Source organism: Cryobacterium sp. N22, assembly GCF_002929555.1.
Taxonomy (GTDB): Bacteria; Actinomycetota; Actinomycetes; order Actinomycetales; family Microbacteriaceae; genus Cryobacterium.
This window is the reverse complement of record NZ_PJJP01000022.1, coordinates 1-22,481: the sequence shown is the minus strand read 5'-3', so window position 1 is coordinate 22,481 and position 22,481 is coordinate 1. Positions and strand designations below refer to the sequence as shown.

Here is a 22,481-nt window from a genome sequence, read left to right as displayed (position 1 = left end):
TCACAGAAGTCAAAATGCCTCTTTCTCTCTCACCGGCGGCCGAAGTGACCGTCACAGCTTTCGTCGAACAGCTTGGGTTGCGGAAGTGGCCAGCTGGAGAAGCTCGTTCCGCAGAGGACGGTGCAGAAGCGTGATCGCCAGGCCGACGACCGCGCCACACGTGTTGACAGCGAACTGCAGAAGTGTGTTGTCGACCGTGAGCAGCGCTCCGGCCAATAGCCCGCAGGATGCCACGGCGATGGCCAATCCGATTCCTCTGAGGGCAATCGGAGTGGTCTCCCTGACGGGAAAATCACTGACCCTGCTGAGCCAGAGCAACGAGACGGGCCACGACACCACGAGACCGAGCGAGTACCCCGCCGCCACACCGAGTGGCCCCCAGCTGCTCCCGACGATGACACAGAGGATCACGAATGTCTTTGTGACGAGGTTGTAGCGGAGCAACGACCTGGTGAGGGCGCGAGCCAGGAAAACCCAGTATCCGGTGTAGGTCATCACCTGGAAGAGGGCACCAACACTCAGGATCTGGAGGATCGGTGCTGACTGCACCCATGCTGGTCCCAAGAGCAGCCTGACGAACGGGTAGGCGGTGGCCACAAGCAACCCGAAGAAGATCGCTGAGGTGTAGCTGAGTATGAGTTGAATCCGTGTGATTGCCCGAACGAATACTTCCTTGGACTCCACTCTCGACAGGAGCGGAAGCACAACGTTCGAAAGCGGGCCGAGAAGTTGAACGACGGGAAGCGTGATGATCTGGAAAGCGCGGTTGTAGAGACCGAGGGCCGCAGCGCCCGAGCGAGCGCCAAGAATGACGCTGTCAATGTTGTAGCTGATGTAGCCGACGATTTGTGCCCAGCCCAAGTGCCAGCCGTATTCGAGGAACGGCCTGATCTCTGATCGTCGAGAGGGCAAGCCGGGAACCCATCGTGCGGCCACAACGCGGAGGATGCAGAGCGTGGTCGCAATTCCGAGCTGCAAACCCACCAGCGCCCAATATCCCGCTCCCGAGAGCGCGAGGACCACGGCCACCGCCAGGCCGGCCACCTGCGACGCGACGTCGGTTGCCGCCAACGTGAAGAAACGATGATTTCGGGTGAGCTCGACCTGGAACTGGGTCTGGATGCCGTTGAGGAGGAACGTCACAGAGATGGCGATGATGACGTTGACGAGCCGAGGATCACCGTAGAGGGACGCGATCAGTGTGGCTGCCGCACAGCACGCGCCGGCGAGCACCAGGCCAAGGAGCGAGTTGATCCAGAACAGATTTGACTTCTGCGCGGGCGTCACGGATTTTGCTTGCACGGCCGCTGAGGACAGACCGAAATCTCTGAAAAGCTCGCCGACCCCGACGACAGCCATCACCATAGCCAGAAGGCCGAAGTCGGCGGGCGAAAGCAAGCGCCCGAGAACGACGAGATTCACTAAGAGCAGGCCGAGTTTGATTACCTGACCGGCAACTACCGCTGCGCCCCCGCGAGTGGCGGTCGCCGAAAGACTCAAAGCGCTCTCTCGAAGCTTGCCACCGGGCGGGGTCGATTCTGGCGCGTTTCCCCTGTCACGTTGAATCCCATGTGTGCGCTCAATCCACGACTTCCCTAGTTCTGTACGACTGCGAAGTGGCGACTGGCGCCTGCGCCCGCTCGTTTCCAACACTCCGCATTCGATCTTAGCTTCGTGCCACCCCCGGATTGGGGGGCATGGGCCATTGTCGGAGCTTGCGTCGTCTGCACGGGCCTCCGCCACCCGATGCAACCCAAGCATCCCTCATGGGTTAGCTTTCCTAAGTGACTGATTCAATCGCTGACCGCGCCGCCGCTGTCCCCAATCGACCGCGCCGACGGAAGCAGCGCCCTCGTCGCGCGTTGATCATCCTCGCCGTGTGCGTCGGCCTGGTCGTTGTGGTCGGAGCCGCCGCGGGCTGGGTCGGGTCCAGGGTCTTGACGGCGAAGGCGGAACTCGAACAGGCGCAGGTCCTCGTGGGCACCCTCAAGTCCCAGGCCACCGCCATGGATTTTGTCGGACTTGGCGCAACATCGACCAAGCTGTCCGCGGCCACAAGCAAGGCAGTCGACCAGACCCAGGATCCGATCTGGCGGGCCGCAGAAATCATCCCCATCGCCGGGCCGAACCTCTCGGCCGTTCGCCAGCTGGCCGAAGCGGTCGACGTGGTGGCGCAAGAAGCTGTCGCGCCCGTCGCGGAGGTCGCGTCTGGCCTGAGCGCCGCTTCCCTGAAGCCCGTTGACGGAAAGATCAACCTCACGCCGATCCTGGAGCTGAATTCGGCCCTCGCCACAGCGAGCGCCGCGCTTGATTCTGCAGCGGAATCCGTGGCAGCGATCGAGCTCGACGGCACTGTGGCGCAGGTTGACGCGGCCGGCACCCAGTTCGGAACCCTTCTCGACGGCGCGGCAACCACCGTCGGCGACGTGCGCTCGATTGCCTCTGTGGTACCCGACATGCTCGGCGCCTCTGGGCCGCGCACCTACATTTTGATCTTCCAGAACCTCGCAGAGTCCACGGCGCTCGGGGGCACCGCGGCCGCCCTGACCGAGGTCACCGTTGACAACGGGCAGATCAGCATCGCCCGGCAGGCGTCGAGTCAGACGTTCCCGTGGCGTGACGGTGAACCGGTCATCGCGGAGGATCCCACGCTGGCGGCGCTGTACAGCCCGCTCATCTACACCCGGCTGAACCTCGCGACGAGCCGACCCGATTTCCCCACTGCCGCCCAGATCACCCAGGCGTTCTGGCAACAGGACCTCGGCGGAACCGTCGACGGCGTCATTTCGATCGACCCAGCCGCGCTCGCACACATGCTCGGCGCCACCGGCCCGGTCGCCATGAGCACCGGGGACGTTCTCACGAAAGACAATGCGGTCGCCCTGCTGCTCAACGAGATCTATTTCCGCTACCAGGGCAAGAACGGGCCCGACCAGACCGACGCTTTCTTTGCGGAGGCGGCAATGACGATGTTCAACGCCGTGACCAATTCCCAAGGCGAACCCTTGGACATGCTGAATGCTGTTTCCCAGGGAGTGAACGAGCACCGGATCATGGCGTGGAGCGCACACCCCGAAGAGCAGAAGATACTGGAAGGGACCCCGATCGCGGGCATCCTGCCGGCCTCGAACGAGGCCGAAACGACCACCGGGGTATTCTTCCGCGACACCTCGACCTCGAAGATGGATTTCTACCTGGAGACCGGTGCGACGCTGAGCACGGATGTCTGCACCGCCGCGACCCCGACCTTCACAACAAAGGTTGATCTGCACTCCACCCTCACCGAGGAACTGGCGGAGAAACTGCCCAGCTACGTGGCCACCGAATACTGGGGCGCCGATCAGTTCCGCACCGAGGTCTATGTGTACGGGCCGCCCGGCACGAGTTTCGTCTCGGCCGATGTCGCCGAGGGAGCGGATTTGCTGGCCACCACGGACGACCTGGGCAGACCCGTTGCGAAGTTCAATGTGATGCTCACTCCCGGCCAAACCAGCCAGGTCACAGCCACCTTCGCTGGGCCGGCCGGCACCTACGGAGCGCCTGCGCTTCGCACGACGCCCATGCTGAACCCGACAACAGTCGCCGTGGACGCTCCCGGCTGCAAGTAGCCCCGGCGCCCTCGGAGCCCTGAGGAAGGCCCCTGCGCCGTCGGTACACTTGCCCTATGGGTAATTGCGAATGAAGATCTCTGTCATCGGATGCGGATACCTGGGCGCCGTTCACGCATCGGCAATGGCCGAGCTCGGGCACGAGGTTGTCGGCATCGACATTGACGCTGCGAAGATTGCCGCCCTCTCCGAAGGACGGACCCCGTTTTTCGAGCCGGGCCTCCCCGAGGTGTTGGCGTCGGCCACGGCGTCCGGGCGCCTACGTTTCAGCACCGACATCGCGGATGCGGCTGGCGCACAGGTGCACTTCATCGCCGTGGGTACCCCGCAGAAAAAAACCAGCTACGCGGCCGACCTGCGATATGTGGACGCAGCCGTTGCGGGACTCATCCCGCACCTGAACGCCGGCGATCTGGTTGTCGGCAAGAGCACCGTACCTGTCGGCACCGCCGCCCGGCTCGCCGCAATTATCGAGGCTGCCGGAACGGGCGCTGCCCTGGCTTGGAACCCGGAGTTCCTGCGCGAGGGGTTCGCGGTGCAAGACACTATTGCCCCGGATCGCCTGGTCTACGGTGTTCCCGCAGGCGAGGCCGGTGAGCGCGCGGTAGAACAGCTCAATTCGGTCTACGCCAGAGCGATGTCGACCCAGACCCCGCTGGTGGTGACCGACTACGCCACTGCTGAACTCGTCAAGGTCGCGGCGAACGCGTTTCTGGCGACCAAAATCAGTTTCATCAACGCAATGGCCGAAATCGCCGAGGTATCGGGTGCCGACGTCACTCAACTCGCCGACGCCATCGGCTACGACGCCCGCATCGGTCGTCGCTTCCTCAATGCGGGCGCCGGCTTCGGTGGCGGCTGCCTGCCCAAGGACATTCGCGCGTTCACGGCCCGCGCCGAAGAGTTGGGCCGCGGCGAATCCGTCGCCTTCCTCAAGGAGGTCGACGCCATCAACCTGCGCCGCCGCCAGCGGGTCGTCGACCTCACCGTCTCGGCCCTCGACCGCCCGGTCTACAACGCCAAGGTCGCCGTTCTCGGGCTCAGCTTCAAGCCGCACTCCGATGATGTGCGCGACTCGCCCGCCTTGGATGTAGCTGTGCAGCTGCGCGGCCTCGGCGCCGACGTGGTGGCCACCGACCCACAGGCGATCGAGAACTCCCGTTTTCGTCATCCTCAGATCACATACTCCACCGACATCGAGGCGACGTTGCGCGACGCCGATGCCGTTGTGCTCGTCACCGAATGGCCGGAATTCAAGTCGATCGACCCGGTGTGGGCCGCCGGACTGGTGAAGAGCCGCACCATCATCGATGGTCGCAATACCCTTGATGCAGCAGCCTGGCGAGAAGCCGGCTGGACCTACTACGGATTGGGCCGACCTTAAATGGCATTGAACCACCCTCGCTTGGTCGCCTTCGACCTCGATGACACCCTGGCACCCTCGAAGTCGCCGATCGACCCCCGCATGGCATCGCTGCTCGTGCAGCTGCTGAGCGTGGCCGAGGTGTGCGTGATTTCCGGCGGGCAATTCGCGCAGTTCACCATGCAGGTCGTCGACAACCTCACCGACGTTGACGACGCCACCCTGGCGCGCCTGCACCTCATGCCCACCTGCGGCACTCAGTACTACCGCCACCGCGCGGGGGAGTGGGAGCAGGTGTACGCCGAGAACCTCACCGACGACCAGAAACAGCGTGCCCTCGCCGCCGTTGAGGCCACCGCCCGTGACCTCGGCTATTGGGAAGCCGAGCCCTGGGGCCCGATCCTTGAGGACCGCGGCTCGCAGATCACGTTCTCGGCTTTGGGCCAGGCCGCACCGGTGGCCGCGAAGACCCAGTGGGACGTCGACGGAGCCAAAAAGACAGCCTTGCGCGAAGCCGTTCAGGCACAGCTGCCTGATCTCGAAGTACGCTCCGGCGGGTCCACCTCGGTGGATATCACCAGGCGCGGGATCGACAAGGCCTACGGCATGACCCGGCTGGCCGAGCTCACGGGTATCCCGCTTGAAGACATGCTCTTCGTCGGAGACCGGCTCGACGAGAACGGCAACGACTACCCGGTGAAGGCTCTCGGCGTCGACTGCGTCGCGGTGGAGAACTGGGAAGACACCGCGGCTTTCCTGGACACGCTCGTTCCTGCCTTAGCCCGCTAGAAGTCGACAGGGCTTGCCTCCAGCTCATACTCGTGTGTTGATGTACGCACACCCTGTATGACTGGAGGCAACCCGATGCCCAATGTCCTGACCGGCCTATCGCCGCGTTCGCTGTTTGCGCGGCGCGGTCATCGTTGCCGCCAATGCGGCACCCGGATTGATGACCGGGAGAGGTACTGGTGCTCCGACGAATGCGAGGACTACTGGGTCGACGACAGCCTGTAGGGGTTATTCGCCGTTGAGGTCCGCGGCGACGCGCTCGCTCTGGTCAGGGCAGCTCTGAGCGGCGGACTGTTCCAGCACGCGGTGAGCCAGCTCCACCCGGGACTCCTCGGAGAGGCCCTCGGTGGCGTAGGTGGCCAGCACCTTGTCAACGGCGTCGTCGAGGTCGAGGTCGGGGCGCTCCGCCAGGTTGGTGCAGACCACCTGGCTGTAGAGGCTCACCATGGTCTTGGTCTGCTTGTCGAGCAGCTGCGGCTCGGTGAGCGCGGTGGCGGTCGGTGTGGGCGTCGGTGAGGCGGTTGGTGTTGCCTTCGCCGTCGGGGTGGCTGCGGCGCAGCCAGAGAGCATGATGACGCCGAGGAGGACGGTGGCCGGGGCTAATAGACGCATTCGGTGAGCCTACCTACTCCGGGATGACAAACCGCGGTGCGACATTGGAGGACACTATCCGGCCCTGAACCGGCGGGTCTATGTTGAGCGCACCGCAACCCACCGGTCCGCAGGAGGCAACCCGAATGCGCGAAGTGCAGAACGTTCCAACGCGCCATCAAGCTCCGCCACCGCCCGGCCGCCGGGCCTGGTGGATCGTCCTTGTGCTGTTCGGCGTGTTCGCGGTGGTGGTGCTGGGGGCGGCGGCGGTGACGGTGTCGAACGTCTCGCGCAGTTTCGGGTCTGTGGAGAAGATCAGCGAGGCGTTCCCGGCCGATGAGGCGGCGCGACCGCCGGTGGCCACCGGCGCCGCGGCATCCGCGATGAACTTTCTGCTGCTGGGTTCTGACAGCCGGGGCGTGCGCACCGGGTCGATTGCCGACCTCATCGGGCAACGCTCCGACACCATCGTGATCGTGCACGTGCCAGCGGACCGCCAGTCCCTCTCGGTGGTGTCGATTCCCCGGGACAGCTGGCTGGAGATCCCCGGGTACGGCGAGGCGAAGATCACCGCGGCGCTGTCGTACGGCGGGGTACCGTTGGCGGTGCAGACGGTGGAGGGGCTGCTGGGGTCGCGCATCGACCATGTCGCGGCGGTGGACTTTGCCGGGTTCGCGGCGCTGACGGACGTGCTCGGCGGGGTGGACATCGACAACCCCGTGGCGTTCGAGGCTCACCATCTGGAGGGCCGCACCTTTCCGCAGGGGGTGCAGCACCTCAACGGGACCGAAGCGTTGGCCTTCGCCCGGGAACGGTATGCGTTCGCCGACGGTGACTTTCAGCGGGTGCGCAACCAGCAGCTGTTGATCAGCGCACTGCTCAGCGGCCTGATGCGCACGTCGGTGCTCGCGAACCCGGCCACTATGGGCGGGGTGATCGAGGCGGTCAGCCCCAACCTGGCGATCGACGGGGAGCTGTCGGTGACCGACCTGGTGAGCCTGGGCGTGGAGCTGCGGGACGTGCGGGAGGGCGACGTGGGCTTCTTCACCATCCCCACCGCCGGCACCGGCACCTCCGCCGACGGGCAGTCGATCGTGAACCTGGACTGGGCGGCGCTGCCGGCGTTGCGGGAGGCCTTTCGCGGTGACACCCTCGCCGGGGAAGTGCGGCAGGTGCAGGCGGCCGGTTGAGGCGTTCGTAGGCCGTCCTGTGGGATTTCGACAAGCTCAACCAGCGAGCGGGGTCACCCGGCGGGAGGGGGTGCGACAGGCTCAACCAAAGACCGCGGGGAGCGGGCGGTGACTACGGCGAGCACGGCCAGGGCCAGCAGGGCGCCCAAGGCGGTGCCGGCGGTGTTGGCGAGCACGTCGAGCGGGGTGGCGAAGCGGTCAGGTAGGAAGACCAGCTGGCCCACCTCGATCAGGCTGCTCGCGGCGAAACCGGCCAGGACAGCCATCCACCAGCGTGCCGAGCCCAGCAGAACCACCCCCAGCAGCCCCACAGGCAGGAACAGGGCGATGTTCGCGGTGAACTCGACCGCCGGGTAGTCCAGCCACTGCGGCACGCCGTGCGCGTGCAGGAACGCCAGGGTGCGCGTGATCGATCCGGCCGCACCCCGGTCCACCGGGGTGGGCCAGAACGCGATCAGGGTGAGCGCGAGCAGGTACCCGGCCGTCAGCCAGCGGGCGGCCCGGCGGAGGGTGGCGTGCCGGCGTTCGGCCACAGCGGGTGCCAGAGCGTCCACGCGACCTCCCTTGTGCAGTAGGTCATGGCCTCCGGCAGGGTTCAGCGCGGGAGGACATCACCGTCAACGGACCAAACTCCCAGAGTAGCGAGGGCTTGCTGGGAGGCCAAGGTGCGTCGGCCGGATGGTGCTCAGCGGCTGCCGTGCACCTCGACGCGCTTGGGAAGCAGGAACACCAGCAGCAGGGCTACCACGCTCAGCCCGGCACTGACGGCCATGGCCAGGGTCGCGCTGTGGGTGAAGCCGGCGGCGAGGGCATCCGCGCCGGGGCCCGCCACCACCAGGGTGCCGAAGAATACGCTGCCCACCACGGCGATGCCCGCCGCGCTGCCCACCCGCTGCATCACGCCGATCACACCGCTGGCCGCGCCGGCCTCGGTCGGGTCGACGGTGGCGACGATGAACGCCACGTTCGGCGCGATGAAGCAGCCGCTGCCCAGGCCCGCGATGAACAGCGGCGGCAGCAGGATCCAGTGGGTGAGATCGGCGGGGGCGGTGAGCAGGAGCACCAGCCACACCCAGACCAGACCCACCGTGACCAGCGCCACGCCGCCGACGAGAACGGTGCGACCCAGCCGCTCAGTGAGCCGGTTGCTCTGCGACGCGCCCAGGATCGAGCCGATCGCGAACGGGATCGAGACCAGGCCGGATTCCAGCGCGGTGTGGCCGAGGCCGGCCTGCCAGAGAATCGAGATGGTGAAGAAGATGCTCGTGAACGCCGCGAAGTAGACCAGGGCCAGGATGACGCCGCCGGTGAAGGCGGGGTGCGAGAAGAGGTGCGGCGGCACGAGCGGGCTGCTGCCGCGTTTGGTCAGGGCCACCTCCCAGGCGCCGAACGCCACGATGAGCAGCACGCCGGCGGCGAGCACCAGGTAGGTCCAGAGCGGCCAGCCGCGGTCCTGGCCCTCGATCAGCGGCACCAGCAGAGCCACCAGACCGGCGGAGAGCAGCAGCAGGCCCACCCCGTCGATGCGGGCCGAGGCCGGGGCGCCGGGCGCGGAGGCGGTACCGGTGCCGGCGGGCAGCAGGACGGCGGCAGCGATCAGCGCGACCACGCCGATCGGCAGGTTCACCCAGAAGACCAGGCGCCAGCCCTCTTCCGCGCCGAACGCCTCGATGATCAGGCCGCCCACGATGGGGCCGAGCGCCGTGGAGACACCGATGACCGAGCCCATGATGGCGAACGCCTTGCCGCGGGACGCCGCCGGGAACATCAGCTGGATGACGGCCGTGACCGCGGGCACGAACATGCCGCCGGCCAGACCCTGCACGACGCGGGCGATGATCAGCTGCAAGTCGTTCTGGGCGAGGCCGCAGGCCAGGCTGGCGAGCGTGAAGAGCGCCAGGCCGGTGAAGAAGACCCACTTGTGACCGATCCGGTCACCGATGCGGCCGGCGGGGATGAGGGCCAGACCGAACGCCAGGGCGTAACCGGAGATGATCCAGGACAGCGTCGCCTCGGAGGCATCCAGGCTGGTTTGGATGCTGGGCAGGGCCACGTTGACGATGGTGGTATCGAGCAGGGCCATGAACATGCCCGCCAGCAGCACGATGAGGGCCTGCCAGGCGCGGCGGGATACGGCGGCGTTCGGGGCGGAAGCGGGGGAGACTGTCATGTCGTGGCCTTTCAAGCACCTGCAACTCGTGAGAACAGAAAAACCCCCACTCGATTGAGTGGGGGTTTATTTCTGTCGGGGTAACAGGATTTGAACCTGCGACCTCGTCGTCCCGAACGACGCGCGCTACCAAGCTGCGCCATACCCCGATGGTCCTGTGGACCTCGACAAGTATAACCCCATCGGGTGCCCGGGTTTCGACCAGGCCTAGCCGGGCGGGGCGGTCTTGCCGACGACCACGGTCACGGTGCCGCCGGGGGTGGCGGGGGTGCCGGCGGCTGGAGCCATCGCGATCACCTTGTTGTTCTGGCTCGCGTCGGTGACCGCCTGCTCGTTGGCCACCACACCGAAGCCGCTCAGCGAGCCCTTGGCCTGGTCCAGGGACTGCCCGACCACGTTCGGCAGCAGCACCTGGGCGCCGTTGCTGGAGTACACCGTGACGGTGGCTCCGGTGCTGGTGCTGGCGCCGGCGGCAGGGTCGCTGCGCGACACGGTGCCGGCCGGCAGCTCCGAGTCGGTCACGCCGCCGTCGAGGAAGCCGAAGCCGGCGTCCTCAATGGTCTCGCGGGCCGCATCCACGCTCTGGCCGCGCACGTCGGGCACGGTGACCTGCACCCCGCGCACGACGTTGTTGGCGGCCTGCTCGAACTCTTCGCCGCCGTACTTGGCGTTGGCCACGCTCATGATGTCCGGCCAGATGCGGTGCCGGGCGGTGGCCGCGGAACCGCTGTCGAAGTCGAGGCTGCGCTGGTTGTTGTCTTTTCCGGTGACGCTGACCACGCCCACGACGGTGGCGACCTCGGTGCTGGCCCCGCTCATCCAGGTGTCGTTGGAGCCGTCGGTGGTTCCGGTCTTACCGATCATGTCGACCCGCGGTGAGGTGTTGCGGTACGACTGCCCGGCGGAACCCTGGGTCATGACCCGCTCCATGGCGTACGCCATACCGGCGGCCACTTCGGGCTCCACCGACGCGGTGCAGGTGGACACCGGCGCGGGGATCTCCACGCCGTCCGCGCCGATGATCCGGTCGATCACGATGGGGGAGCAGGTGATGCCCTTGTTGGCGATGCCGGCGAAGGCCACAGCCATGCTCAGCGGGGCGACCTCGTTGGTGCCGAGCACCGAGGAGGCGCCCTTCTGCAGCGGGTCGCCATCCGCCCGGTGCACCCCGAACGACGTGGCCATGTCGCGGATCTTGCAGAGGTCCAGCCGCTTGGCCATGCCGAGGAAGCCGGTGTTGATCGAGTCGATCGTCGACTCCAGGGCCGAGTAGTTGCGGCCGGCCTCGTTGGAGTCGTTGCGCGGGTTATAGCCGGGGAAGCTCTGCGCGCCGTCGCAGTAGTCCTGGAAGGTGCCCCAGTTGGCCTTGCGCGCGGAGTCGACCCGCTCGCCGAGCGGGTGGCCCTCCTTGAGCCATTCGGCCAGGGTGAACACCTTGTAGGTGGAGCCGGGTTGGAAGCCCAGCGAGCCGCCCTGGTTGAAGTCGGTGTTGTAGTTGATGCCGGTGTACTCCGGGCCCGGAGCGACCTCCAGCTGGGTGTACATCTTGTTCTGCGCCATCGTGAGCACCCGGCCGGTGCCCACCTCCACGCTGGTCGCCACGGCGCCCACGTCCCAGCTGGCGGTCATCGGCACGTTCTCGGCGATGGCCGCCTCGGACGCCATCTGCAGTTCGATGTCGAGGGTGGTGTAGATCTGGTAGCCACCGCGACGGAAGTTCGTCATGCGGGTGTCTTCGTCGGCACCGAAGGTGGGATCGGTCTTGAGCTGGTACGTGACGTAGTCGCAGAAGTACGCGGCGCCGCCGGCGGTCTGGCAGCCGGTGCTCGGCTCGGTGATGACCGGTTCGATCAGGCTGGCGACGGCGGCGTCATAGTCGGCCTGGTTGATCTTCTTGTGCTTGAGCATCTCGCGCAGGATGTAGTCGCGGCGGTCCTTGTTGGCGGCGTAACCGTTCGCGGCGCCGTTGGTTTCGCTCTCGGGCTCGTCCAGACGGAACTTCTCCGGGTTGTTCACGATCGCGATGAGGCTGGCGGCCTGCGGCAGGGTGAGGGTGGCGGCGGTGGCCGAGTAGTAGTACTCGGCCGCGGCCTGGATGCCGTAGACGGTGCCGCCGAAGCCGGTGATGTTCAGGTAGCCCTGCAGGATCTCGTCCTTGCTGTACTCCTTCTCCACCCCGATGGCCAGCCGCATCTCCTTGAGCTTGCGTTCCTCGGTGGGGTCGGTGGCTTCCTCGAAGCACTTCTGGAGCTCGTCCGGGTCGGGCATGACTTCGCACTTCTGCACCAGCACGTTCTTGACGTACTGCTGGGTCACCGATGATCCGCCCGAGGTGGGCCCGCCGGTGAACTTGGCCAGCGCCGCCCGCATTGTGCCCTGCAGGTCCACACCGCCGTGTTCCCTGAACCGGGGGTCCTCACCGGCGACGACGGCATCCTGCACGAACACGTTCATGGCCGCCAGGGGAACTTCGACCCGGTTCTGGTCGTAGAACGACGCCAGCTCGTAGGGCACACCGGTGTTCGGCACCGCGTAGATAGTGCTCACCTGCGACAGCTCGTCGATCTTGAGGTAATTCGGCAGGTTCTCGAAGGCGTTGATCGTGCTGCTCGTGGCCAGGCTCGAGATCGCGAGTGCCGGCGTGATCCCGACGGCGATCAGCACGCCGGCGACGGCGCTCATCGCCACAAAACCGACGAGTCCCCCGATGACGCCGGAAAAAGTTCTTTTGGTTTCCCCCATAAGAGCGAGCCTAGGGGATCACCGGGTTGCCCGGCCGTGCCAAGCCACCCCAGAAGGGGGTCGTGGCTACGCGGCGGTGAGGGTGAGCAGGGTCGCCTCCGGCGGGCAGGCGAAGCGCACCGGCGCGTAGATCGAGGTACCCAGACCCGCGGAAACATTGAGGTACGCGGTGCGCAGCCCCACACTCCACAGGCTGAGCCCCTTCACCTGGCGGCGGGGAATATCACAATTGGTTACCAAAGCACCGAACTTGGGCACGCACACCTGACCGCCGTGCGTGTGCCCGGCCAGGATCAGCTGGGCGCCGTGGTTGATGAAGGAGTTGAGCACCCGCTGGTACGGCGCGTGCACCACGCCAACGGTCAGCGTCGAGCGCCGGCCGGCCGGCTCTTCGGGGTCAGGCCAGGTCTCCTCGGTGAGCGGGTCGTTGCCGCGCATCTCGTCGATGGCACCGGTGATCAGGTCGAGCCGGTCCCGGCGGATGTGCGGATCGTCGACCCCGAAGATCTCCAGGTGGGTGCCGTTGATGTCCAGCGCCTCCGCGGCGTTGTTCAGGTCGGTCCAGCCGAGCTCTGCGAACACCCTGTGCAGGTCGTCGGTGTCGAGCTCAACGTGCCGGGTGCGCAGGATGGACGGACCGCCGAAGTACTTCAGCGGGTTCTTCGGCTGCGGGCCGAAGAAGTCGTTTGACCCGTTCACGAAGATGCCCGGGATGCCCTTGAAGGGTTCGAGGGCATACTCCACGCCCGCGATGCCGTCCTCGTGGCCCAGGTTGTCGCCGGTGTTCACGACGAGGTCGGGCTTCAGCGCGGCGAGGCCGCGCACCCAGTCCTGCTTGTCGCGCTGCCACGGGGCCATGTGCAGGTCGGAGAGGTGCAGCACCGTGATCGGGTCGGAGCCGGGCGCGAGGACCGGAACGGTCACCTCACGCAGGGTGAACCGGCGGCGTTCCACGAGGGAACCCCAGGCGAACGCCGCCAGCCCCGCCGCAGTCACGGCGGCGGCGGAGGTGACGATGACGCGTGCGGCGCTCAACCTGCCGCTCCCATCTTGCCCACGACGAGGGCGACGGAGCTGCCCTTGGTGGCCGCGGTTCCGGCGGTCGGGGTCATCGCGATCACCTTGTTGTTCTGGCTGGGGTCGGTGACCGCCTGATCGGTGGTCGTCACGGTGAAGCCGCTGAGTGTGCCCCTGGCCTGATCGACGCTCTGGCCGGTCACATCCGGCAGCAGGATCTGGTTGCCGTTGCTGGAGAACACGGTGACCGTGGCGCCGCTGCTGGCCGACGAGCCGGTGCCCGGGTCGGTGCGGGCCACGCTGCCGGCGGGCAGCTCGGAGTCGGTCACGCCGCCGTCGGCGAACTCGAAGCCGGCGCCCTCGAGCGCCGTCTGGGCATCCGCCATCGACTGCCCACGCACGTCGGGCACGGGCACCTGAGCGCCCTGGATGACGTTGGTGGAGGCCTCGGAGAAGTTGTCTCCGCCGTACTTGGCGTTGGCGACGCTCATGATGTCCGGCCACATGCGGTGCCGGGCGGTGGCCGCGGAGCCGCTCTCGAAGGCGTAGTCGCGGGAGCGCTGGTTGGCCTCACCCTTGACGGTCACGACGCCCACGACGGTGGCGACCTTGCTGCTCGCGCCGCTCATCCAGGTGTCCCTGGCGCCGTCGGTGGTTCCGGTCTTGCCGATCATCGGCACCTTCGGATAGGTGGAGTCGTTGGACTGGGTCGCGGAGCCCTCGGTGAGCACCCGCTTCATGGCGTACGCCATGCCGGCGGCAACGGACGGTTCCACCGACTGCTTACAGGTGGAGGCGGGCGGTGCGATCTCGGCGTCGTCCGGGCCGACGATGCGGTCGATGACCACGGCCGAGCAGGTCTTTCCGGCGTTGGCGATGCCGGCGAAGGCCACGGCCATGCTCAGCGGTGCGATCTCGTTGGTGCCGAGCACCGAGGAGGCACCCTTCTCGAGCTCATCGCCGTCCGCCCGGTGCACCCCGAAGGATTCAACGGTGTCGCGGATCTTGCACAGGTCAAGCTTCTTGGCCATTCCGATGAAGCCGGTGTTGATCGAGTTGATGGTCGACTGGAGGGCGGTGTAGTTGGTGCCGGACTCGTTCGCGTCGTTCTTCGGGTTGTAGCCGGGGTAGCTCTGCGGGCCGTCGCAGTAGTCCTGGAAGGTGCCCCAGTCGCTCTTACGGGCCGAGTCGACCCGTTCGTTGAGCGCGTGGCCCTCCTTCAGCCATTCGGCGAGGGTGAAGACCTTGTAGGTGGAGCCGGGCTGGAAGCCCAGGGAACCGCCCTGGTCGTAGTCGGTGTTGTAGTTGATGCCCGAGTACTGGGCTCCGGTGGCCTGCACCTCGGGGTCCTGGCTGTAGATTTTGTTCTGCGCCATCGTGAGCACCCGGCCGGTGCCCACCTCCACGCTGGTGGCCACGGCGCCCACATCCCAGCCGTCGAAGGTCTGCGGGACGTTCTCGGCCATGGTCGACTCTGTTTCCAGCTGCAGGTCCAGGTCGAGGGTCGTGTAGATGTCGTAGCCGCCGCGACGGAAGTTCATCATGCGGGTGTCTTCGTCTTCGCCGAAGGTCGGGTCGCTCTTGAGCACGTGGGTGACGTAGTCACAGAAGTAGGCGCTGCCGCCGGCGGTCTGGCATCCGGTGCTCGGCTCGGTGATGGTCGGCTCGATCGGGGCGGCGATGGCCGCGTCGTACTCTTCCTGGCTCACCTTTTTGTACTGCAGCATCTCGCCCAGGATGTAGTCGCGGCGTTCCTTGTTGGCGGCGTAACCGTTCGCGGCGCCGTTGGCCTCGCTGTCGGGCCTGTCCAGACGGAACTTCTCCGGGTTGTTCACGATGGCGATCAGGCTGGCCGACTGGGACAGGTTGAGGTTCGCCGCGGTCGTGTTGAAGTAGTAACCGGCCGCCGCTTCGACGCCGTACACGCTGCCGCCGAAGAGGGTGATGTTGAGGTAGCCCTGCAGGATCTCGAGCTTGCTGTATTCCTTCTCCACGCCGATGGCCAGACGCATCTCCTTGAGCTTGCGCTCGGGAGAGGTCTCGGTGGCCTCGTCGTAGCAGGTGTCCAGCTTGTCCTGGTCGGTGAGCACCTCACACTTCTGCACGAGAACGTTCTTGACGTACTGCTGGGTGATGGATGATCCACCCTGGGTGCCGCCACCGGTGACGGTGGACAGGGCGCCGCGGATGGTGCCCTGCAGGTCCACGCCGCCGTGCTGCTCGAAGCGGGGGTCCTCGCCGGCGACCGCGGCATCCTGCACGTCCTGGCTCATGCTCTCGACCGGCACCTCGACACGGTTCTGGTCGTAGAACGACGCCAGGGCGAACGGGGAGCCGTTGCCGTCGATGGCGTAGATAGTGCTCTTCTGGGAGAGCTGATCGACCGTGAGGTAGTTGGGCAGGTTCTCGAACACGTTGATCGTGTTGGTGGCCGTCATGCCCGATACGGCGAGGGCGGGGGTCACGGCAACGGTGACGAGGACACCGGCGACGGCGCTCATTCCAATAAAGCCAAGGAGGCCGCCGAGCGCTCCACTAACCGTACGTTTTTTGGCAGACATACAATTGAGCGTAAGGGACACAACCTGAAAAATCGCCTGAATCGGAGCCGCATGACTGCCTGGGAATACCTCACCACCCCGCTGATGATCCACAACACAGCCGCCATCCTCAACAACTGGGGCTCGGAAGGTTGGGAACTCGTGCAGGTCGTCACCGGCCCGGAAGGCGGGCTCGTCGCCTACCTGAAGCGTCCCGTCGCCGGCTCGACCGGCGCCTGATCGTGTCGCAGATCGAGGCCCGTCTGGCCGAACTGGGTATTGAGCTGCCGTCGGTGGTACCGCCGGTGGCCTCGTACGTTCCCGCCGTCGTGAGCGGGTCGCTGGTGTTCACCTCCGGCCAGCTGCCGATGGTGGCCGGCGTGATGCCCGCCACGGGCAAGGTCGGGGATGGGCTCGGCCTCGTGCCGGCCGCGGACGCTCAGGTCTACGCCCGGCAGTGCGCGCTCAACGCGCTCGCCGCCATCCAGAGTGTGATCGGCTCGCTGGACCGGATCACCCAGGTGGTCAAGGTCACCGGGTTCGTCGCCTCCGCCCCGGAGTTCACCGGCCAGCCCGGCGTGGTCAACGGTGCCTCCGACGTGCTCGGCGAGATCTTCGGCACCATCGGCGTGCACGCCCGCTCCGCGGTCGGCGTGGCCGCGCTGCCCCTGGACTCGCCCGTCGAGGTGGAGCTGACCGTCTCCTTCGCCTAGACCCCGCGAGCTGTGAGTTAAGCACCTTCCCGGAGCCTCGGAAGGTGCTTTTCTCACAGTTCGCGGGGGTTTGCCGCCCCACGTCGTTGGTCGAGCTTGTCGAGACCTCGCGACATGCCCGCGTTCGCCCCCACCGCTCGCGAGGTGACAGTTGCGGCCCGTCGCGAGCCCGTGAACTGGCCCGAAGTGTCCCTTCGCCGCCGGCCTACACCGCGAGACGACAGTTGCGGTCCGTCGCAAGCCCGGGAGCGGGCCTCAAGTGTCACCTCGCCGAAAGGACGCTCCCGAGTTCCGGGCGCTACGCCGCGGGCACAGCCTCGGGGCGCGGATGCCCGGCCGAGAACCTGGCGCCGACCCGACCCGCCAGCGTCTGCGCGGGCAACTCCACCCAGCGGTACATCAGCTGGGCGAGCACCAGGCTCAGCGGCACCGAAACCAGCGCGCCCCACCACCAGTGCTCCGGCCCGAACAACTGCGCGAAGGTGACGACGATGGGGAAGTGCACGAGGTACAGGCTGAAGCTGATGGTTCCGAGCCAGGCCAGCAGGCGCCCGCCGAGCATCCGCTGCACCGGCGGCCACAGCGCCACGGTCGCCACGACCAGCACCGCGCCCGGTACCCGCAGCGACAGCGCCACGCTGTTCCACGGCTCGGTGAGCGCCGGCCGCAGCAGCCAGTACGCGATGAGCAGCACCGGCCCGAGTACGGCGATGGCCGCCCAGGCCAGGGTGCCGCCGCGGCGAGCGGCCAGCCGGGTCGACCAGGCCAGGAGCGACCCGTGGTTGGCCGCGAGCAGGGCGCCCAGACCGAACGCGGGCAGGTACATCAGCGGCTCGACCCCGAGCAGGTACCCCGCGGTGGACGTGGCCAGCAGCACCGCCACCCAGGCCGGCGTCCACCGGCGGGTGGCGACGGCGAAGATCACGCCGATGGGCAGCAGCAGGGAGAACCACATCTCCCAGGCCAGCGACCAGAGCGGCGGATTGACGTCGGGGCGGCCGGTGAAGCCCAGGATGCTGGCCTCGCGCAGCAGATTGCCGATGCCGAGGTCGGGGCTGCCCTGCTTCGCCATCCACGCGCCGCCGGCTCCGGTGCGCGGCACGAGCAGGATCCACGCGGCGGCCAGGCCCACCGACACGACCACCGGGATCGCCAGCCGGACGATGCGGCGCGGGTAGTAGGCCAACCAGTCGTAGCCGGGGGCCGGCGCGGGCGGGCCGGGGGAGTCGGCCTCGACCGTGCTCGTGGGGCTGGCTGTGTCCGGGGTGCCCGGCCGGGTCCACGGCCAGCGCCGCAGCGGGGTGAGCACCAACACGAACCCGCTGAGCACAAAGAACACCAGCACGAACTCCGGGCCGGCGAAGAGGATCTTCAACGGCGACAGGGTGACCCACCAGGCGGGGGAGAACACGGCCACGTCGGCGCTGGAGGTGTACGCGGCCGAAACGGACGGCGCGGTCATCGACACGTGGTGCACGAGCACGATCACGGCGGCGACCCCGCGCAGGGCGTCGAGCCCGCCCATCCGGGTTCGGGAACTATCTCGAGACATTCGGCCTACCGTAGGGGGCGTTTGTGAACGTTTGCTCCGAGCTCGCCCGCCCGCCCGCCCGCGAACTGTGAGAAAAGCACCTTCCCGGGCCTCGGAAAGGTGCTTAGCTCACAGTTCGCGGGGGGGAACGAGCGTTAGCGCATGCTCTCCGAGATGATCTGCATGATCGAGGTGTCGGCGAGGGTGGTGGTGTCGCCGATCTCGCGGCCCTCCGCTACGTCACGCAGCAAGCGCCGCATGATCTTGCCCGAGCGGGTCTTGGGCAGCTCGTTCACGATGTGGATCTCCCGCGGCCGGGCGATCGCCCCGATCTGCAACGTCACGTGGGCGCGCAGCACGGCGCTGATGTCGGCGTGCGACGCCACATCCGTCTGGCTGAACTTGATGATCACGAACGCCACCACGGCCTGGCCGGTGGTTTCGTCGTGCGCGCCCACCACCGCGGACTCGGCCACCATGGGGTGCGCGACCAGCGACGACTCGATCTCGGCGGTGGACAACCGGTGCCCGGAGACGTTCATCACGTCGTCGACCCGGCCGAGCAGCCAGATGTCGCCGTCGCGGTCGAGCCGGGCGCCGTCGCCGGCGAAGTACAGCGGCGCGTTCGGGGCATCCTGGAACTTCTCCCAGTAGGTCTCGATGAAGCGCTCCGGGTCGCCCCAGATGCCGCGCAGCATCGACGGCCACGGCTCGGTGACCACGAGCAGGCCGCCGTTGCCGTGCCCCACATGCTCGCCGTCTTCACCGAGCACGTCGATGGCGATGCCGGGAATGGGGACCTGCGCTGCGCCGGGCTTGGTCTCGGTGAGGCCGGGCAGCGCGGAGATCATGATCGCGCCGGTCTCGGTCTGCCACCAGGTGTCCACGACCGGGGTGACATGGTTGCCGATCACCTCGCGGTACCACATCCACGCTTCCGGGTTGATCGGCTCACCCACCGAGCCAAGCAGGCGCAGGCTGGTCAGGTCGAACTTCTGCGGCTCCTGCCGGCCGATCTTCATGAACGTGCGGATGGCGGTGGGCGCCGTGTACAGGATGCTCACCTTGTGCTTCTCGATGATCTCCCACCACCGGCCGGGGTGCGGGGTGTCGGGGGTTCCCTCGTAGAGCACCTGGGTGGCGCCGTTGGCCAGGGGCCCGTAGACCACGTAGCTGTGCCCGGTGATCCAGCCCACGTCGGCGGTGCACCAGAACACGTCGGTCTCGGGCTTGAGGTCGAAGACGTTCTTGTGGGTGAAGGCCACCTGGGTGAGGTAGCCGCCGCTGGTGTGGAGGATGCCCTTGGGCTTACCGGTGGTGCCGGAGGTGTAGAGGATGAACAGCGGGTTCTCGGCGGGGAACGGCTGCGCCTCGTGCTCGCCGGAGACGGCGGCGAGCTCCTCGTGCCACCACTTGTCGCGTTCGTTCCACTCCACGTCGCCGCCGGTGCGGTTCACCACGAGCACGGTGTGCACCGAGGAGTCGCCGCTGGCCAGGGCCGCGTCGACCGCGGGCTTCAGCGGGGTGGCCCGGCCCTTGCGGTAACCGCCGTCGGAGGTGATCACGACCACCGCTTCGGCGTCGTCGATGCGGGAGCGCAGGCTCTCGGCGCTGAAGCCGCCGAAGATCACCGAGTGCACGGCGCCGATGCGGGCCACGGCGAGCATCGCCACGACGGCCTCGGGGATCATCGGCAGGTAGATGGCCACCCGGTCGCCGGCGCGCACGCCGAGACCGAGGAGCACATTCGCGGCGCGTTTGACCTCGTCGGTGAGCTGCGCGTAAGTGATCGCCCGGGTGTCGCCCGGTTCGCCCTCCCAGTGCAGCGCCACCCTGTCGCCGTTGCCGGCGAGCACGTGCCGGTCGAGGCAGTTGTACGCCACGTTGAGCTCGCCGTCGTCGAACCACTTCGCGAACGGCGGGTTGCTCCAGTCGAGTGTGCGGGTGAACGGTTTGTGCCAGTGCAGGAGGTCGCGGGCCTGCTCGGCCCAGAAACCAAGCCGATCTGCTGCGGCATCCGTGTAGAGCGCCTCGGTGGCCACCGATGTCGCGGCAAACTCCGGAGACGGCGGGAATCGGCGGGATTCGTGGAGAAGATGGTCGATTTGCACGCTCATGATGGTTCGCTCCTTTGCGAGTTCAGGCGGTGTCGGGGCGCCGCGGCGGACCCGTCCCTGAACCCTACACGGCGGATACGACCCTTTCGAGAACAAAACTGGCCGGAAGAACGACCCGATTTCTGCTGTCGATATTTTTGAAATCGGGCTCTCACGGGCTGATATTTCTGTGTCCTCATTTAGGGGGACCTGGAGGACTTGCGGATCTGATTTTCCCAAGTATGCTTATCAATGTCTGAACGAAAGTTTTGACCTGTGGTGCGTTGGTTCCCCCCAATCAATGCACTGCCGAGGCGGCACCTGTTCCCCCCAATAGGTGCCGCCCCCCTCTTTTAACAGCACGTTCTGTGTCTCTCAACGGCGCACCCGTGTTTTCCCGCCCGGTTCGTGCATCCCCCCGTGCGAACCGGGCAACTGCGTGACCCGCTGTACCGCAATATCGCTGTATCGGCCCCCTCCAGGCAGAACCGTTGCCCGGCCGGACAACTGCGCCCCGCACACCAGGCGCAGAAGTCCGTCCGGGCAACAGTTGTCTCTGCTCCCGGTGGTCGAGCTCCACCCGTCGGTCGAGCCCATCGAGACCCGGTGACGTGTGTGTGTGTGTGTGTCGCATCGCCGCTCCTCCACAGTCCCGTCCCGGCCGACCATCGCACACCACCGGATGTGCCCCGGCCCCCGCACCCGCCCGGCCGCTAGCGTGCTCGCATGCCAGAGCCCTACGTCGCCGTGCCCTCCTTCCTCAAGCGGCCCAGCGCCCTCACCGTCGGCATCGACCCCGCTCGGGCGACGCCCGGGGGAGAGTCGCCGCGCCCGTCCTACGCGGCCACCTGGCTGGATGCCGCGACCGACCCAAACCGCGACGCCGCCTCCCAACCCGCCGCCGACCCCGCCCCGCCGCCGCCTTCCTCCCGCACCGACCTCTCCGCGCTCGGCCCGCTCGCCCGATTCGCCCGCGACCCCGCCGTCACCGACCTGTTCGTGAACGGCGATGCCGGCCTGTGGCTTGACGCCGGCCGCGGGCTGGTGCCCGCGCCGGACTGGCACAGTGACGAGCGCGGCATCCGTGACCTGGCGGTGCGGCTGATCGCCCTCGGCGGCCGCCACATCGACGAAGCCAGTCCCTGCGTCGACGTGCGACTGGCCGACGGCATCCGGGTGCACGCCGTGCTGCCGCCGGTGTCCAGCACCGGAACTCTGCTGTCGATCCGGTTGCCGCGAGCCGAGCGTCTCAGCCTCGACGCCCTCGCCGCCGGCGGCCTGTTCGGCCACGGTGAGGACGCCGCCGCCCAGCTGGGCAGGTTGCGCGCGGCGGTGCTCGACCGGGAGAACCTGCTCGTGACCGGTGCCGCCGGCAGCGGCAAGACCACCCTGCTCGCCGCGTTGCTGGGCGAGGCGCCCGCGGCCGAGCGCATCGTGGCCATCGAGGACGTCGCCGAGCTGCGCATCAACCACCCGCACGTCGTGGCCCTGGAATCCCGCCAGGCGAACCTCGAAGGCGCCGGTCGCATCGGCCTGGACAGCTTGCTGCGCGAGGCGCTGCGGATGCGTCCGGACCGGCTGGTGCTCGGCGAGTGCCGGGGCGTGGAGATCCGGGAGCTGCTGGCTGCCCTGAACACCGGCCACGACGGCGGCGCCGGCACCCTGCACGCCAACTCCCTGGCCGACGTGCCCGCCCGGCTCGAGGCCCTCGGCGCGCTCGCCGGCATGAGCCCGGCGGCGGTGGCCCGGCAAACCGTGAGCGCCATCGGGCTGGTGCTGCACCTCGAACGCCGCGGCGGCCGGCGGCGCCTGGCGCAGGTGGGCCGCTTCACTCTCGATGCCGCCGAACGGCTCGCGACGGTGCCCGAATGAGCCGCCGTCGGGCCGCGCCGCCGCCGATCGAGGAGGTGGCCCGCATCGCCGAGCGGTTGGCCGTGCTGCTCTCGGCGGGGGTGTCGCCGGTGTCGGCCTGGGACTACCTGATGCCGCCCGCCGCGGAGGCCGAGCCACATCGCCGCCGCGCCCCGGGCCGGGCCGGCCTGCCGAGCGACCCGGGCAACCGGGAACTGCTGCGGGCCGCCGCGCGGGCCGCGCACGCCGGTGACAGCGTGGCCGACGCCATCGCCGCGGC

17 protein-coding genes and 1 tRNA gene are annotated in these 22,481 nt (G+C 67.6%); 8 read left to right on the top strand and 10 right to left on the bottom strand.

The annotated features are described in order from the left end of the window. Positions 1–51: 51 nt before the first annotated feature. Entirely contained in the window at positions 52–1,761 is a 1,710-nt protein-coding gene (locus CXY76_RS02885; protein ID WP_104162763.1) for a lipopolysaccharide biosynthesis protein, read from the bottom strand. A gap of 23 nt (positions 1,762–1,784) precedes the next feature. On the opposite strand from CXY76_RS02885, the gene CXY76_RS02880 reads away from it, so the two are divergent. The 3 genes from CXY76_RS02880 (at position 1,785) to CXY76_RS02870 (ending at position 5,760) form a co-directional block, all read left to right on the top strand. Beyond that, positions 1,785–3,608: a DUF4012 domain-containing protein gene (locus CXY76_RS02880; RefSeq protein WP_146073346.1), complete on the top strand. Its 1,824-nt coding sequence runs from the start codon at positions 1,785–1,787 to the stop codon at positions 3,606–3,608. 70 nt (positions 3,609–3,678) lie between these two features. Next, positions 3,679–4,992: a UDP-glucose/GDP-mannose dehydrogenase family protein gene (locus CXY76_RS02875; RefSeq protein ID WP_104162761.1), complete on the top strand. Its 1,314-nt coding sequence runs from the start codon at positions 3,679–3,681 to the stop codon at positions 4,990–4,992. 6 nt (positions 4,993–4,998) lie between these two features. Then, positions 4,999–5,760, top strand: coding sequence for an HAD-IIB family hydrolase (locus CXY76_RS02870; protein ID WP_104162796.1), 762 nt, complete (start codon positions 4,999–5,001; stop codon positions 5,758–5,760). A gap of 228 nt (positions 5,761–5,988) precedes the next feature. On the opposite strand, the gene CXY76_RS02865 is transcribed toward CXY76_RS02870, so the two are convergent. After that, complete coding sequence (locus CXY76_RS02865; protein ID WP_104162760.1) at positions 5,989–6,372, bottom strand: hypothetical protein; 384 nt, start codon at positions 6,370–6,372, stop codon at positions 5,989–5,991. 125 nt (positions 6,373–6,497) lie between these two features. Here CXY76_RS02865 and CXY76_RS02860 point away from each other — a divergent pair, with 125 nt between their 5' ends. Continuing rightward, positions 6,498–7,541 (top strand): LCP family protein, encoded by a 1,044-nt coding sequence (locus CXY76_RS02860; RefSeq protein ID WP_158253824.1) that lies wholly within the window; start codon positions 6,498–6,500, stop codon positions 7,539–7,541. A 53-nt stretch (positions 7,542–7,594) separates the two neighbouring features. Here the strand turns inward: CXY76_RS02860 and CXY76_RS02855 are convergent, their stop codons facing one another. The 6 genes from CXY76_RS02855 to CXY76_RS02830 form a co-directional block, all read right to left on the bottom strand. Then, positions 7,595–8,095 carry a VanZ family protein gene (locus CXY76_RS02855; RefSeq protein ID WP_158253823.1) on the bottom strand — a complete coding sequence of 167 codons (501 nt, stop codon included), beginning with the start codon at positions 8,093–8,095 and terminating at the stop codon, positions 7,595–7,597. A gap of 131 nt (positions 8,096–8,226) precedes the next feature. Next, positions 8,227–9,711, bottom strand: coding sequence for a DHA2 family efflux MFS transporter permease subunit (locus tag CXY76_RS02850; RefSeq protein ID WP_104162757.1), 1,485 nt, complete (start codon positions 9,709–9,711; stop codon positions 8,227–8,229). Between the two features lie 75 nt (positions 9,712–9,786). Then, positions 9,787–9,860: transfer RNA gene (locus tag CXY76_RS02845), tRNA-Pro, on the bottom strand. A gap of 58 nt (positions 9,861–9,918) precedes the next feature. Then, entirely contained in the window at positions 9,919–12,453 is a 2,535-nt protein-coding gene (locus CXY76_RS02840; RefSeq protein WP_104162756.1) for a transglycosylase domain-containing protein, read from the bottom strand. A 66-nt stretch (positions 12,454–12,519) separates the two neighbouring features. Continuing rightward, the gene (locus CXY76_RS02835) at positions 12,520–13,488 is read right to left on the bottom strand and encodes a metallophosphoesterase (protein ID WP_104162755.1); all 969 of its coding nucleotides are present in this window, start codon (positions 13,486–13,488) and stop codon (positions 12,520–12,522) included. Further along, the gene (locus tag CXY76_RS02830) at positions 13,485–15,971 is read right to left on the bottom strand and encodes a transglycosylase domain-containing protein (protein WP_233199527.1); all 2,487 of its coding nucleotides are present in this window, start codon (positions 15,969–15,971) and stop codon (positions 13,485–13,487) included. The genes CXY76_RS02835 and CXY76_RS02830 overlap by 4 nt, the downstream gene beginning before the upstream one ends. Positions 15,972–16,082: 111 nt before the next feature. Here CXY76_RS02830 and CXY76_RS19505 point away from each other — a divergent pair, with 111 nt between their 5' ends. Beyond that, positions 16,083–16,250, top strand: coding sequence for a hypothetical protein (locus tag CXY76_RS19505; protein WP_165787876.1), 168 nt, complete (start codon positions 16,083–16,085; stop codon positions 16,248–16,250). A gap of 2 nt (positions 16,251–16,252) precedes the next feature. Continuing rightward, positions 16,253–16,723, top strand: coding sequence for a RidA family protein (locus tag CXY76_RS02825; protein WP_104162753.1), 471 nt, complete (start codon positions 16,253–16,255; stop codon positions 16,721–16,723). A gap of 298 nt (positions 16,724–17,021) precedes the next feature. Here CXY76_RS02825 and CXY76_RS02820 read toward each other — a convergent pair whose 3' ends face one another. Continuing rightward, a complete protein-coding gene (locus CXY76_RS02820; protein ID WP_104162752.1) occupies positions 17,022–18,275 on the bottom strand; it encodes an acyltransferase in 1,254 nt (417 codons plus the stop codon). Positions 18,276–18,409: 134 nt separating this feature from the next. Then, positions 18,410–20,371: an acetate--CoA ligase gene (acs, locus tag CXY76_RS02815; protein ID WP_104162751.1), complete on the bottom strand. Its 1,962-nt coding sequence runs from the start codon at positions 20,369–20,371 to the stop codon at positions 18,410–18,412. Between the two features lie 705 nt (positions 20,372–21,076). Between acs and CXY76_RS02810 the strand changes: the two genes are divergently transcribed. Together CXY76_RS02810 and CXY76_RS02805 are read left to right on the top strand one after the other, a co-directional pair. Beyond that, positions 21,077–22,222: a TadA family conjugal transfer-associated ATPase gene (locus tag CXY76_RS02810; RefSeq protein WP_104162750.1), complete on the top strand. Its 1,146-nt coding sequence runs from the start codon at positions 21,077–21,079 to the stop codon at positions 22,220–22,222. Further along, positions 22,219–22,481, top strand: a 263-nt coding sequence (locus tag CXY76_RS02805; protein ID WP_369826053.1) for a hypothetical protein, incomplete at its 3' end; no start/stop codon positions are given. The genes CXY76_RS02810 and CXY76_RS02805, both read left to right, overlap by 4 nt.

Excerpts from the sequence above, each read along its gene's own strand:
- CXY76_RS02850 (WP_104162757.1), bottom strand. The coding sequence starts at position 9,711 with ATGACAGTCTCCCCCGCTTCCGCCCCGAACGCCGCCGTATCCCGCCGC.
- CXY76_RS02885 (WP_104162763.1), bottom strand. The coding sequence starts at position 1,761 with ATGCTTGGGTTGCATCGGGTGGCGGAGGCCCGTGCAGACGACGCAAGC.
- CXY76_RS02840 (WP_104162756.1), bottom strand. The coding sequence starts at position 12,453 with ATGGGGGAAACCAAAAGAACTTTTTCCGGCGTCATCGGGGGACTCGTC.
- CXY76_RS19505 (WP_165787876.1), top strand. The coding sequence starts at position 16,083 with ATGACTGCCTGGGAATACCTCACCACCCCGCTGATGATCCACAACACA.
- CXY76_RS02860 (WP_158253824.1), top strand. The coding sequence starts at position 6,498 with ATGCGCGAAGTGCAGAACGTTCCAACGCGCCATCAAGCTCCGCCACCG.
- acs (WP_104162751.1), bottom strand. The coding sequence starts at position 20,371 with ATGAGCGTGCAAATCGACCATCTTCTCCACGAATCCCGCCGATTCCCG.
- CXY76_RS02820 (WP_104162752.1), bottom strand. The coding sequence starts at position 18,275 with ATGTCTCGAGATAGTTCCCGAACCCGGATGGGCGGGCTCGACGCCCTG.
- CXY76_RS02865 (WP_104162760.1), bottom strand. The coding sequence starts at position 6,372 with ATGCGTCTATTAGCCCCGGCCACCGTCCTCCTCGGCGTCATCATGCTC.
- CXY76_RS02830 (WP_233199527.1), bottom strand. The coding sequence starts at position 15,971 with ATGAGCGCCGTCGCCGGTGTCCTCGTCACCGTTGCCGTGACCCCCGCC.
- CXY76_RS02875 (WP_104162761.1), top strand. The coding sequence starts at position 3,679 with ATGAAGATCTCTGTCATCGGATGCGGATACCTGGGCGCCGTTCACGCA.
- CXY76_RS02810 (WP_104162750.1), top strand. The coding sequence starts at position 21,077 with ATGCCAGAGCCCTACGTCGCCGTGCCCTCCTTCCTCAAGCGGCCCAGC.